Here is a 12,110-nt window from a genome sequence, read left to right as displayed (position 1 = left end):
GCAGTGAACCGACAATCAGGACTATACGACGGGTTGCGGCGGCGGTTGGGCCAAGAAGTTCCCGACTGACAAAATTTTTTATGATATAGCTTAAACCTCATACAGCTTCGGGCTTCCAAGCCAGCGAAACCCGGGACCTCACTTTCTTCACCTCAGCATTCCACTCTCCCATGAAACGTTTTGCTTACCGCTCCCTGCTGCTCACGACCTTGGGTGCTAGCCTGCTGGCCGGCGTGGCCAGCTGCAGCAAAGACAAGGACTTCGGCCCCGACACTGCTTACTCCGCCGAAGACAACTCCGATGCCGAAGGCGCCGACGCCGCCGCGTACGAGTACGTTGATGCCAACGCTCCGGACGACGTAAACCGCAGCGCCTCCGGTACCTACGCCCCGGCGGCCGACCTGGCTGCCATCGGCAACGGCTGCGCCACCCGCACCTACGACGCGGCCACCCACACGCTCACCATCAGCTTCGACCCGGCCGGCTGCACCGGCCGCGACGGGCGCGTGCGCCGCGGGCAAATCGTGGCCGTGTTCAGCGGGCAGCACCGCCAGGCGGGCTCGTCGGTGGTGGTGTCGCTGGTGAATTACTCCGTCAACGGCAACGCCCATACCGGCACCCGCACCATCACCTACCTCGGCAACGGCACCTACACCCTCGACGTGCAGGCCGCCAGCGTCACCACTGCGCAAGGCACGTTCACCTGGGCTTCGCAGCGCACCTACACCCAAACGGCTGGCCAAGCCACCCGCACCATCCTCGACGACGAATATTCGGTAACCGGCTCGGCCTCGGGCACCAACCGCAAGGGCGTCTCGTTCACGGCCACCATTCAGCAGCCGCTCAAGAAAGTGTTCCAGCGCGGCTGCGCCCGTCTGTTCACCGCCGGCACGGTCGAAATCAACACGTCCAAGGAGAAAACTCTGCTGCTGAACTACGACCCCACCGGCACCGCCGCCTGCGACAACATTGCCTCGATTACGGTAAACGGCCGCACCCGCACCATTCGAATTCGCTAATCCACAGCAACATACTACCGGCAGCGTCCTCCACCCGCTGCCTTATTTCAAGCCCTGGCCCCTGGCCGGGGCTTGTTGCGTTAGGCCGCCTTCTGTCGACGAAGCACAAGCCCGCGCAGGCAGGCTGCCGCCGCGCCGAGCAGCAGCACAATGGCCAGCCCGGTGAGAAGGGTTACGGGCTGAAAGGCAGGTAAGGCGAAAAGCCGACGAGCGGCCACGTAGCTGCCCCACAGGGCAAGCGGCAGGAACAAGAAAGAAGCCCAGCTTTTACCCCCGCGAATGAGCAGCCCGGTGCCTACTACTAACCCGACAAACACCAAGTCGTAAAGCAGGTGCAGCCCGCCGAGCAGTGCGTTGCCTTGGGCAAATGCCGCAATGGTGCGCTTGAAGAGCGGCAGATTGCCTTGCAGCACGTCGGCCCCGATGAACAGCGCCATGCTGCCGTAAAACAGGTAAGCGGCCAACGCTTGGGGCTTGGGCAAGGGTGGTACCATGGCAAGGAGTAGAATGCGCGGTAAAATCCACGCCAACTTAAAACAAAAAGCGCCGTGGCTTGGGGCCACGGCGCTCGGGTGTTTATGTGAGGCGGAAGCGGTAGCTTATTCGAATACTTTGACCACGAACACGAAGTCCTGCAGCTTGCGCAGCTGCTGCGGGCGCGTCTGGCCGGTCAGTTGGTTTTGCTTGGGCAAGTTGTAAACGTGCGGGTTGTTGGCCGCCGACAGCGAATCAACCAGGCGGGCCAGGTACGAGGACTTGGTGGCGAAAGCCGCGCTCTGCACGTCCATCTGCCGGCCGCTGATGACGCCGATAAGGTTGCCGCGGTCGTCGAGCACGGGGCCGCCGGAGTTGCCGGGGTTGACCGGAATGCTGATCTGGTAGAAGCCGGTGTCGCCCTCGAAGCCCGAGCGGGCGCTCAAAGAGCCGTCGTTATACACCTGGTCTTCACGCGGATAGCCCAAGGTGTACACCTTTTCGCCCAGCTCGGCCTGCCGGCGCTTGACCGTGTAGGGCAGGCGGCCAAATCCGTTGAAGCGGCGGTCGTTGATGCGCAGAATGGTCAGGTCGTGGGCCACGTCGGAGAAGACGGGTTCGGCGCGGAAGCGCTGCTTGTCGCGCCCCTCGATGAGCACCGAATCGGCCCCCTGAATGACGTGGTAGCTGGTCACGATGTAGCCGTCCGAGGTCAGGGCGAAACCGGTGCCGCTGAACTTGCCCTGCACCGGCGGGGGCGTGGCGCCGATCTGGTTGATGACTTGGTTCATCACGCGCCGGTCTTTCTTCTGCGCGTTCTTGAGCTGGGCCACTTCCAGGCGCAGCTTGGCGTAGCCAGCCGGCGAGGTGATGTTGCGGGTGTTCCACCACTGCAGGCCGAGCAAGGTGGCAAATACGGCCATGATGGCCACCGAGGCCGCCACGCCCATGGTGGCGCGGTGGCCCTGCCAGAACTCGCGCAGCCACTGCTCGGTGCGCGAGATGCGCATCACCGGCATGTTGGCGCGACCCGTTTCCACAGTAGTTTCCTGCTCCGCGTCGATTTCGGCTTGAATAGCGCGCAGCTTGTCGCTCACGCGCAGGCGCTGGCCGTAGGCGTGCAGCGTGCCGGTCAGGCGCTGATAATCGGCGAAGCGTTCGGCCAGCACGGGGTCGGCGGCGAGGCGGCGCTCCAAGTTTTGGCGCACGGGGGCCTCGAGCCGATCCTGGAGGTAATCGTCGAAGAAGGCGTAGTAATCTGCTTCGGTCATCATAGCGGTAGGGCGGGTGTTAGTCCCGCCAGGGGAGGGGCGTCGGTCAGGAAAGCGGCTCTTCCTTGTATTGGGTGAAAAACAACTTCTTCAAACGCACCAAGCATTTGTATTTCTGATTCTTGGCGTTGTCGGCGTTGGTGTAGCCGTGTTCCGCCGTGAGCTGCTGCATGGACTTGTCGAGCAGGTAAAACCCCTCGAGCAAGGACCGGCACGGTTCCCCGAGCCGGACCAGCGCCTCGCTCATCAGGGCGAATTGCCGGTCGCGTTCCTCGGCGTCGGCCAAGTCGGCCTCGGCGCCGGTTTCGAGGTAGGGCTCGAAGTCGTCGAGGCGGCCGCCGTAGCGTCCTTTCTCGGCCAACCGCTTCAGCCACAACCGGCGGCACACGGCGTACAAGTAGGTCTTGATCTGGCAGCTCAGCTCGAGCGTGCCCTCGCGGACTTTCTCGTAGAACACCATCACGCCCTCCTGGTAAATATCCTTGGCCTCGTCCTCGGTGCCGCTGTTTTGCGTGACCAAGTGGATGACCGTGGGTAAATACTGGCGGTACATGTGTGCTAATGCCCGGTCGTCGCCGTGGCGGATTCCCGCCAGCAGCTCCTCGTCGGTGTAGGAAGGTTGTCCCTTGCCCATGCGCAGTTACTCGTTCTTAATGCCTAAACGCCCGTTCGGTAACCCGCCGAAAAAATATTTTCTTCCTCGGGTTACCTCTTCAGTATTCTGGTATGAAGGGCGTTTTTCAGACCACATTTTCAAACTTACCAACTCAGATGAAAAATCTGCTGAAAGTAGCCGCTCTGTTCGCCGTAGTTAGCCTCGCTTCGTGCGGCGGTGACAAAGCTGCTGAAACCACGGAAGCTACGACCACCGAAACCACCACCACCGAGGCTGCTGCTCCGGCTATGGACACGACGGCTGCTGCTGCTACCGCCGACACGACGGCTGCTGCTCCCGCTACCACCACGACCACCACGGAAGCTACCACCACGGAAGCTGCCAAGTAATTAGGCGGCTGGCCTCGCGTCAGCCCTGTTGCTTTAGGCTGCCGCCCGGATTTCTCCTCGGAGAAGTCCGGGCGGTTTGCATTACGGGCTTTCCCCGAATCCGATGTGGGCCCTACTTTTGTGGCCTCGTTCACCTCATCCGTGCCCGTGCCTGCTCCCGTTGCCACCGCTCCGCTCACCGAACAAGTTGCCTCGTTTCCGTCCGTTGCTGCTACCCCGTCGCCCGTTCCGGCCCAGCTCGACTTCGAAGGCCCCCTGCGGGGCCGCGTGATGCAAGTAGGGGATTATTTGGTGGGCGAGGCCCCCGACCCGCGCCTCAGCGGCCACCCGGGCATCCGGTACTAATCCCCGCCGGTACTGGGGTTCAACGCTTTTCGTCGAGCCAAAGCCAGCCGGTCGCCCCTACAAAAAAGGCAAAAAACCAGCCGGCCGGCAGCCAGGGCTCCTCGTGGCTGGACCGCCCCGAACCCGAAAAAGCATCGACGCTGCGCTGAACGGCTGACAGCTGTTGGGCCTGCAGCGGCCCCTGCCAGTCGGAGGGGGCGAATACGTAGAACGCGGCCGTATCCTGCCCCGGGGCTGTGGCTTGGTGCCAACCCGCGCCGGCGGGCCAGTATGTGCCTTGCCAGGTACCGTTCTGCGCGGGATGCTGGCGCAAAGCCAGCGGAGTGGCGGGCCCTTGCGCCGGCGTTACGGTGATGGCGGCAGCGCGGGGCAGGGGGCGGGCGGTGGTGAGCTGCACGGTCAGCGGCTCGTCGGGCCGCGGCCAGCGGGGCGTGCTCCAGCGCGTGGCCGGCTCCAGCGGCCGGGCCACGGCCCCCAGCAAGGCGCGCCAGTACGAATCGTAGCGGGCGGTGGCGCCGCTGAGCAGCCACTGAAACGTGGTGGCGGGCGTGGCCACGAGCACCGTGCCCCAACCCGTGCGGCGGCTGGCGGCGGCAATAGCGGCGGCCGGACCGGTAACCAGGGGGCGGGTGTTGGGCGTGGGGCGCAGCAGGGCGGGCAGCGGTGCGGTGGCGCTACCCTCGGGCCAACGGATAAGCTGAGGCTGCTCGGCCAGGGAGACGGGGCGAGCCTGCAGCGCAAAATCACTGCGTCCCGGCAGGGCGCGCGGTAGGTCGGTGGCACCAACGAGCAGCACGCCCAGCCCGTCGGCAGTGGCGGCGGCTAGGTGGCTGGCTTCGGCTGGGGTGAGGCCGTTGAGGCCGTCGGCGTCGGTCACCACGGCGTCGTAGCGGCGCCAAGCGGCGGGCGTGAGGCTGGTGACGTCGGCGGCAGGTTGGTTTTGCGCCTCGGTTTGCAGCAGGCCGCGGCTGAGGCGCAGGCGCAGCGCTACTTGGTGGCCGCGGCTGGCCAGGTGGTTTTTCAATAAGTTCAGCTCGAACGAGGGCGAACCGACGAGCAGCAACACGCGCAGGCGGCGGGCCGGCTGCACCTGCAGCGGCACGGGCTCGGTGGCCAAGTGGGCGCGGCCCTGGCGCGCGTCGAGGCGGGCCAGCTGCCGGCCGGCGTAGCGGGGCTGGCCGCGTAAGGTAAACGCGCCGCCCGCGGCGGGCAGCTGCACCGAGTCTTGCAGCCGCCCGGCGACGCTCAGGCGCACCCATACCGGCTGCGTTCCGGAGCCGAGGAAGCGGCCTTCGAGGCGCAGGGTTTCGCCCAAGGCCAGCCGCTCATTCCAGAGGGCCGAAACAAACCGAGGTCCTGCCACTGCCGGGTGCGGCACGAGCTGGAGGTTGGGCGGCAGCGCTGCCACGTCGGCCACCGGGAGGCCATTGCCTAGCACGTGCAATTGACGAAGCTCTGCCAATCGTTCGGTCAAAGCCGGCAAGGAGTTGAGGGCCAGAGTGTCGCCGCCGGACTGGGCAATGGGGCGGTAGCGCAGCAAGGGCACCGGACCCAAACGGCGGCGCAGGGCCCGAACCGTATCAACCGAATACCCAGGTGTGAGAAGAATAGCCGCGCCGGCCCCATCCGTCTCCACGGTGTGCTCCGGGGGGTACGCGCTCAACCATAACGCCGTAGCCGCCAGTAGGCCCGCCAGCAACCGCCCCAGCCGGCGCGGACCGGGCGCGCTACGCCAGGCCTGCCAAGCCAGACCGACGGCTAGCAGCAAGCACAGCGTGGCGTGGGCATAATAGAGCAACAAGCCGGAAGAAACGGAGGCGAGCATGTCAGCGGCGAAGTTCCTGAAAATAGCGCCGGGCTAGCGGGGCGGCGGCGGGCCGTTGGGGCGTGGGCGTGGGGGCGGGCAGCAGCTGCGTCAGCGCCCGTTCGACGGCCTCTAAGTCGGCGGGCGCCACGGGCCGGGCGGCCTGCACCTGCGCCAGCAAGCGGCGCCAGGCCCGCAGGGCCGGCAGGGCCGCGCCAGGCTCCCGCAGGGCGGCCAGGCCGAGCTCTTGCCCCGCCGGCTGCAGGCGGCGGGCGTCGGCGGGGGCGGGGCGTTGGCCGGCGCGGTAAGCTGCCAGCAGCGGCAGCGCGCGCCGGATGGCGGCCTGGGTTTCAGCCACAGGTTGCTGGCCTTGGCGGTGAGGAGCGGTGGTCTTGCTCAAGTCGCCGGTCAGGCGCTTTTCGACCTCGGGCAGCGGCGGCAGCTCCACGCCCGACTTGCGCACGTACAGGCGCGTTTGCTGCTGCACCTGCTTGAGCAGGCGCAGGGCGCGGTTTTCGTAGGGCAGGGCCTCGGGCAGCTGCGCGAGGCGCAGGCGCAGCTCGGCGTCCCACATCTGGCTGAGCACGGCGCGCAGTTTGGCTTTCACCTGGGGTTCGAGGAAGTCGGCCGTTTCGGCGTCGTCGTGCAGGTGCTGATAGGGCGTGAGCAGACTCTCGGCGGTGGGCAGACCGCCTTCCGCGGTGGGCGGTGCCGGGTGGTCGTGCTCATCGGCTTCGGCGTGGGAAGCGGGTTCCGCGCCGTCCTCGGCAATGGGCATGGCTTCGGCGGCTTCGGTCATGGTATGGTCGCCTTCCTCGCCGAGGAACTTGCCGTAGCGCAGGCGCAGAATTTTCTGGTCGTCGCCGAGGCTGTTGGCGCGGGCGCGAAACTCGGCTGCGGACAGCCGGCGGCGCTGAGCCAGCAGCTTTTCGGTGTCGATGATGATTTGCCGCTGGCTGCGGAAGTACGCGGGCATTTGGTTGACGCCGAGGGAAATGGCCGCTACGTCGTCGGCGGTGGCGGCCGTGTCCTGCCACTGCACTAGGGCCGCATCGGTGCGGGCGCGGTGGCCGGCCGCGTCCCAGGCTTCGGCGTACACGTACAGCTCGTCGCCGTAGGTAAGCCCCAGCGCGGGCAGGCGCAGGGTGGTGGTAGTGCGCTGCTGCCGCGGCTGCCCGCGCAAGGTGGCGCTGAGGTCCATCACCACTTCCCGAAACTTCACTGCCTCGCCCGAGCCCTGCGCGGTGGTAACGACCAAGCGCGCCCGCGTCAGGCCGTAGTCGTCGCGCAGTTCGGTGCGCACCGCCACGGCGGGCGACTGTTGACGCTCAATCAGGGTGTAGGGCCGCGGGGCCAGCAGGCGCAGCGTGGGGGCCGCGTCGGGCTGCACGTCCACGGCGTAATCATCCGACGGCCGGCCGGCCACTAGCAGGCGGTACAAGGTGGAGCGCGTGAAGCGAAATTCGGCCACGTAAGTAGCTGGCTGGCCGGCTACGGCCCGAAACAGCACCGGCGCCTTGCCAGCCAGCAGCAGCTGCGGCGGCGCGGAGCGGCGGCTCAGGTGCAGCGTCCAGCGCACCAGCGCGCCCTGCGGGCAGCGAAACGACAACTGAGCCGCCGCGGCCGCCGGCTGCCGGGTGTAAGCCGGCGGCACGATAAGAACTTGGGTGCTGCGCAAACGCGGCGCGGCCGTAGCCGCCGGGCCTGCTTCGGGGGTAAAATGAGGTTGCAAGGACACCACAGACGGCGCCGTCGACCGCGTGCGCGGCCAGAGTGCGGCGCCAAGCAAAGCCAGCACCAAGGTCGCGGCGAGGCCAACGCGCCACGGTGCCGGCAGAGCGGCAGCGGGGTTATGGAGCTGGAGCAGCCGGTCGGCTACGCGCTGCTGCTGAAGCCGGCTCAGCATGGAGGAGGGCTCCGTCAACAGCAGGCCAGTGCTGTCTTCTAGTTCGGGAAACTGCCGGTCGAAGCGCCGGGCCGCCCACGCCGCATCCACGTGCCGCAGCGGCCACAGTGCGGCCAGCAGCAGGCTGCAACTCGCCGCTGCTATGCCCGCCAGCAGGGGCGCGTTGGCCCAGTGTCGGTAAGCGGCGTACAGCGCCCCGCCGCCCGCAGCCGCCAGCAGCAGCAAGGTGGCCAAGCACTGCCAGCGGTAGCGCTGCCAAGCCCGTTGCAAGACCTGGCGAGCCGGCCCCAGGGACGCAGAAGAAACGGTGGTGGTCGTCATGCGGTAGTGGAGCGTGAGCGGCGCGTGGCCAGCAGGCGTTCGAGGCCGAATAGTAAACCCGCCGCCAGCGCCAGCCAAGGACGTAAGTCGCGGGCGGTGCGCCGCGGCGGTACGGCGGCTGCGCCGTCGGCCAGTCGGGCCGTGAGCTGCTGCGGCGCCAAGCTGCGCGTTTCGGCGCGGTCCGGCGCCACCGGGTTCAGCAGGGCGAGCAGCAGTTCCGGGAGCTGGCCGTCGTCGGGCAAGCTACTCCACTGCGGGTGAAAGCGCGTGTGCAGGTAATACTCAGCGCCCCGCCCGTGCCGTTGCAGGGTCAGCACCGGCTGGCCCGCGGCATCGGTCCACTGCGCAGCGGTGCCCGCCGGGGCCGCCGCGCTGCGCCGCAGCAGTTGGGCGGTGGCATCGGGCCGGTCGGCGAAGGCAAAAGAACCGGCCACGGGCTGACCCGGTCCCGCCGCATCGTGGAGAACCCGCAGGCCCCGGGGCAGCTGCTGGCGGAGCTGCGCGGGCAGCGGCGCATCCGACAGCCACAACAGCCAGTCAAGGGAATCGGCCGCCAGAGTGCCGGCAGCGGCCGTCGGCTGCACTTGCAGGCGGAGGCCGGCGGGCAGCAGCGGCGCGGCGGCGCGCAGCGCGGCCTGCACGTAACGCAGGTCGGCGCGGCGGGTGGCGTCGTAGCCAATGCCGATGCGCAGCGGCAGCGTCACCGGCACCGCGGCGCCGCCGGCGGCTTGTACCACGAATCCGGGCCCGCGCGGCTGCAATTGCAGGGCGGGCAGCCCAGGCACGCGCAGCGGCTGCGCCTGCGCCGGCCACGCCAGCCGTTGGCGCCGAAAGCGGATGCCAGCAGCGTCGCCGCGCCCGATGGTTAGCCACAGCGAATCGGGGGCGGGGCGGGCGGCGGCTTGCAGCCACGAGCGGGCCGCCGAGTCTGGCGGCACCAGCTGCCAGCGCAGCCGCGCGGGCAGGGCCGGGCGGCTGCCGGCGAAGTGCGCGAGGCCGGCGGAGGTAAACAAGTACAGCGGTTGGGCCGGAAAACTATCGGCGGCGGCGGCGGCCCGCGGCCAGAACCAGTCGGCGCCCGCTGCGGCATCGGCTACCGGTTGCGGGCGGCCCGCGGCGGAATCGGACCAGTGCTGAAAGCCCGGAGCGAATAGGCGCAGCTCGGCCCCGCGCCGCCGCAGCGAATCGACGGTGGGGCGCAGCAGCGGCCAGGCCGGCGTGCCCAGCACCTCGGGGCTGACCAGAACCTGCGGCCGGCCGGGCCGAGCCGGCCGTTGCCAGCGCGGGCCCAGCAGCACAGTGGCCAGTATGCCCAGCAGCAACAGGCGCAGCAGCAGCAGGGGCCACTGCGTGAGGTGCAGGCGACGCATGCGGCGGTTGGCCCCGGCCGTCAGCCAGCGCAGGGCGCCCACCGGCACCACCCGGCCCGGCCGGCGGTTCCAGAGGTGAATGGCCAGCGGCACCAGCAGCCCCAGCAGGGCCCACAAGGCGGCAGGATTGGCGAAGAACAGCAACGGGGCAAAAACAAGTGGTGGCGAGGGACAGACGGCCGCACCGGCGGCGGGGCTGCTTACGTGGGGGCCGGCGGCCGCTGCAAAATAGCTGCCACTGGGTGCAGGGGCGGCGCGTCAGCGGGCAGCGCCCTGCCGGCGGCGCAGCACCGTGCGCAGGGCAGCGGCCGGGGGCTCGTCGGTCAGCAGGCGGTAATAGTCGAGGCCGTGGCCGCGGATGGCTTGCTCGGTTTGGCGCAACCAGGCCTGCAGCTGTTGCTGGTAGGCGGGGCGTTGGGCGGGGTCGAGCTGCACGCGCTGGCCGGTTTCGAGGTCTTCGAGGGTAGCCGCGGCCGGGTAATCCAGTGTCAGCTCGTTGGGAGCCAGCAGGTGCAGGGCCAGTACGTCGCCGCCGGCTGCGCGCAGCTGGGTGAGCAGGCGGTCCAGCGGGGCGGCGGGCTCCAGGTCGTAGAAGTCCGACACGAGCACGGTGAGCGTGTTGCCCTGGCGGCTGAGCAAGGGGCCGGCCGTGGCCGCGTCGGTGGGCAGCAGGCCGGCGGCCGTGGTGGCCCCGAGGGCGTGAAACAGCCGCGGCAGCTGGCCCGCGTCGGCGCGCGGCGGAATGGTGCGCAGGCCGGCAGAGCCGAGCACGTAGAGGCCCGGGGCGTCGCCCTGCTGCTGGCTGACGTGGGCCAGGCCGGCCAGCAGCAACCGGGCGTAGGCCAGCTTGCTCACGCCCGCGGCGTCGGTGTGGTTCATCGAGGCACTGGCATCGAGCACGAGGCGCACGGTCAGGCGCGTGTCCACGTCCGATTCGCGCAGGTAGTAGCGGTCGGAGCGGGCGGCTAGGCGCCAGTCGAGGCGGCGCAGGTCGTCGCCGGGTTGATAGGGGCGGTACTGGCTGAATTCCAGGCCCGCGCCACGCCGGCGGCTGGGATGAAGCCCGGCCTGGGCGCCGTCGGCAATGAGCCGGGCCACCAGGGGTAGGTTACCGAGGGCAAGCAGGGCGGCGGCGTCGAGCACAAGAAGCGGGAACAGGCAGATTCAACGATAGAAAGGCGCCAGGACGGCCGGGCGGTCCGGCTCTTCGCCCGTGGCGTCGCGCTGGTAGTACGCGCCCTCGGAATTTCGGCGCCACACAATGGTGCCGACGTCGGAGCTGGCGACCCAGAGGCTGCCGTCGGGAGCCGCGTACAGGGCCCAGCGCTGGTGGGCGCTGGCCCGCTCCCGGTTGTGAAACAGCTCCCGGCCGGTGCTGTCCTGCACCGTGTAGTTGACCAAGCCCCCGGCGGTTTTCACCCGGAGATGCAGGCCCGTGCGCGGGTCGACGTACAGGCCGGGCTGTTCCACGAGGCCACCCGCCCAGTTCGGTACGCGGGCCTCGGGGCTGGCGCAGCCGCCGAGCAGCAGCAGGGCGGCCAAGGCAAGGCGGCGCATCATACGGGCACGGCTTGGAGGAGCGCCGCCACGGCGTCGTCGGGGCTGAGGCGGTCGGCTTCGGCTTGGAAGTTGAGCAGCAGGCGGTGGCGCAAGACCGGCGCGGCCAGCTGGCGCACGTCTTCCAGCGTAGCGGCGAAGCGGCCGTGCAGCAGGGCCCGGGCCTTGGCGCAAAGCACCAGGGCCTGCCCGGCGCGCGGGCCGGCGCCCCAGCGGCCGTAGTCCTGAATGAACTTTACAGGCGAGCCATCGGGGCGGGTGGCGCGCACCACGCGCGTGACGTACTGCAGCAGCTCGGGGCTGATGCTGACCTCGCGCACCAACCGGCGCAGCTGACGCAGCTCTTCGGCCCCGACAACGGGCTCGGGCTGCTGCCCGCCGGTGCCGGTGGTGCCCTGCAAGATGGCCAGCTCCTCCGCTTCCGAGGGGTAGCCGATGCGGATGTAGAGCAGGAACCGGTCGAGCTGAGCTTCGGGCAGCGGGTAGGTGCCGGCCTGCTCGATGGGGTTTTGGGTGGCCAGCAGGAAGAACGGGTCGGGCAGCGGGTGCGTCTGGCCGGCGTAGGTCACCTCAAACTCTTGCATCACCTCCAGCAAGGCGGCCTGGGTTTTGGGCGGCGTGCGGTTGATTTCGTCGGCCAGCACGAGGTTGGCAAACACCGGCCCGCGCACGAACTGAAACGAGCGGCGGCCCGTGGCGTGGTCTTCCTCCAGCACTTCGGTGCCTAGGATGTCGGTGGGCATCAGGTCGGGCGTGAACTGAATGCGGCGAAACGACATATCGGTGGCGGCGGCCAAGGTGCGCACCAGCAGGGTTTTGGCTAGGCCGGGCACGCCTTCGAGCAGGGCGTGGCCGCCGGCCAGCAGGGCCACCAGCACTTCGTCCAGGACTTCGTGCTGGCCCACGATGACCTTGCCGATTTCCTGGCGCAGGCGGGGAAGTTTGTCGAGCAGGCGGTGGAGTTCTTGTTCGGTCAAGGCGGTAAGGAAGTGGCGGAGCCGTAAAGTCCGGCTTTGGGGCGGTGGGGCTGCGTGAGCG

12 protein-coding genes are annotated in these 12,110 nt (G+C 68.6%); 3 read left to right on the top strand and 9 right to left on the bottom strand.

Annotated elements, in window-relative coordinates; translation table 11 throughout:
* Window positions 1-170 precede the first annotated feature (170 nt).
* The gene (locus LJ737_RS01535) at window positions 171-1,019 is read left to right on the top strand and encodes a hypothetical protein (RefSeq protein ID WP_227762306.1); all 849 of its coding nucleotides are present in this window, start codon (window positions 171-173) and stop codon (window positions 1,017-1,019) included.
* Between the two features lie 80 nt (window positions 1,020-1,099).
* Here the strand turns inward: LJ737_RS01535 and LJ737_RS01530 are convergent, their stop codons facing one another.
* The 3 genes from LJ737_RS01530 to LJ737_RS01520 form a co-directional block, all read right to left on the bottom strand.
* Entirely contained in the window at window positions 1,100-1,513 is a 414-nt protein-coding gene (locus LJ737_RS01530) for a hypothetical protein (protein WP_227762304.1), read from the bottom strand.
* A 105-nt stretch (window positions 1,514-1,618) separates the two neighbouring features.
* Window positions 1,619-2,767, bottom strand: coding sequence for a S1 family peptidase (locus LJ737_RS01525; protein ID WP_227762302.1), 1,149 nt, complete (start codon window positions 2,765-2,767; stop codon window positions 1,619-1,621).
* A gap of 43 nt (window positions 2,768-2,810) precedes the next feature.
* A complete protein-coding gene (locus tag LJ737_RS01520; protein ID WP_111479646.1) occupies window positions 2,811-3,398 on the bottom strand; it encodes an RNA polymerase sigma factor in 588 nt (195 codons plus the stop codon).
* Between the two features lie 137 nt (window positions 3,399-3,535).
* On the opposite strand from LJ737_RS01520, the gene LJ737_RS01515 reads away from it, so the two are divergent.
* Window positions 3,536-3,769, top strand: a complete 234-nt coding sequence (locus LJ737_RS01515) for a hypothetical protein (RefSeq protein ID WP_227762300.1) — start codon at window positions 3,536-3,538, stop codon at window positions 3,767-3,769.
* 147 nt (window positions 3,770-3,916) lie between these two features.
* Window positions 3,917-4,114 (top strand): hypothetical protein, encoded by a 198-nt coding sequence (locus tag LJ737_RS01510; RefSeq protein ID WP_227762298.1) that lies wholly within the window; start codon window positions 3,917-3,919, stop codon window positions 4,112-4,114.
* 19 nt (window positions 4,115-4,133) lie between these two features.
* Here LJ737_RS01510 and LJ737_RS01505 read toward each other — a convergent pair whose 3' ends face one another.
* The 6 genes from LJ737_RS01505 to LJ737_RS01480 form a co-directional block, all read right to left on the bottom strand.
* Window positions 4,134-5,939, bottom strand: coding sequence for a hypothetical protein (locus tag LJ737_RS01505; protein ID WP_227762296.1), 1,806 nt, complete (start codon window positions 5,937-5,939; stop codon window positions 4,134-4,136).
* Window position 5,940: 1 nt separating this feature from the next.
* Window positions 5,941-8,145 (bottom strand): DUF4175 domain-containing protein, encoded by a 2,205-nt coding sequence (locus LJ737_RS01500; RefSeq protein ID WP_227762294.1) that lies wholly within the window; start codon window positions 8,143-8,145, stop codon window positions 5,941-5,943.
* Window positions 8,142-9,659, bottom strand: a complete 1,518-nt coding sequence (locus LJ737_RS01495) for a BatA domain-containing protein (RefSeq protein WP_227762292.1) — start codon at window positions 9,657-9,659, stop codon at window positions 8,142-8,144. Before LJ737_RS01495 ends, LJ737_RS01500 begins: the two co-directional genes overlap by 4 nt.
* A gap of 114 nt (window positions 9,660-9,773) precedes the next feature.
* Complete coding sequence (locus tag LJ737_RS01490; protein WP_227762279.1) at window positions 9,774-10,658, bottom strand: DUF58 domain-containing protein; 885 nt, start codon at window positions 10,656-10,658, stop codon at window positions 9,774-9,776.
* Between the two features lie 21 nt (window positions 10,659-10,679).
* The gene (locus tag LJ737_RS01485) at window positions 10,680-11,075 is read right to left on the bottom strand and encodes a hypothetical protein (protein WP_227762277.1); all 396 of its coding nucleotides are present in this window, start codon (window positions 11,073-11,075) and stop codon (window positions 10,680-10,682) included.
* A complete protein-coding gene (locus LJ737_RS01480; RefSeq protein ID WP_227762275.1) occupies window positions 11,072-12,049 on the bottom strand; it encodes an AAA family ATPase in 978 nt (325 codons plus the stop codon). Before LJ737_RS01480 ends, LJ737_RS01485 begins: the two co-directional genes overlap by 4 nt.
* Between the last annotated feature and the right edge of the window lie 61 nt (window positions 12,050-12,110).

Source organism: Hymenobacter sp. 15J16-1T3B, assembly GCF_020711235.1.
Taxonomy (GTDB): domain Bacteria; phylum Bacteroidota; class Bacteroidia; order Cytophagales; family Hymenobacteraceae; genus Solirubrum.
Note: the sequence above shows the minus strand (reverse complement) of the source record. Positions and strands in the feature narration are given on the sequence as shown.

What these genes read in the sequence shown, in the direction of transcription:
- LJ737_RS01535 (WP_227762306.1), top strand. Translation starts at nt 171, where the DNA reads ATGAAACGTTTTGCTTACCGCTCCCTGCTGCTCACGACCTTGGGTGCT.
- LJ737_RS01500 (WP_227762294.1), bottom strand. Translation starts at nt 8,145, where the DNA reads ATGACGACCACCACCGTTTCTTCTGCGTCCCTGGGGCCGGCTCGCCAG.
- LJ737_RS01505 (WP_227762296.1), bottom strand. Translation starts at nt 5,939, where the DNA reads ATGCTCGCCTCCGTTTCTTCCGGCTTGTTGCTCTATTATGCCCACGCC.
- LJ737_RS01520 (WP_111479646.1), bottom strand. Translation starts at nt 3,398, where the DNA reads ATGGGCAAGGGACAACCTTCCTACACCGACGAGGAGCTGCTGGCGGGA.
- LJ737_RS01525 (WP_227762302.1), bottom strand. Translation starts at nt 2,767, where the DNA reads ATGATGACCGAAGCAGATTACTACGCCTTCTTCGACGATTACCTCCAG.
- LJ737_RS01485 (WP_227762277.1), bottom strand. Translation starts at nt 11,075, where the DNA reads ATGATGCGCCGCCTTGCCTTGGCCGCCCTGCTGCTGCTCGGCGGCTGC.
- LJ737_RS01530 (WP_227762304.1), bottom strand. Translation starts at nt 1,513, where the DNA reads ATGGTACCACCCTTGCCCAAGCCCCAAGCGTTGGCCGCTTACCTGTTT.
- LJ737_RS01515 (WP_227762300.1), top strand. Translation starts at nt 3,536, where the DNA reads ATGAAAAATCTGCTGAAAGTAGCCGCTCTGTTCGCCGTAGTTAGCCTC.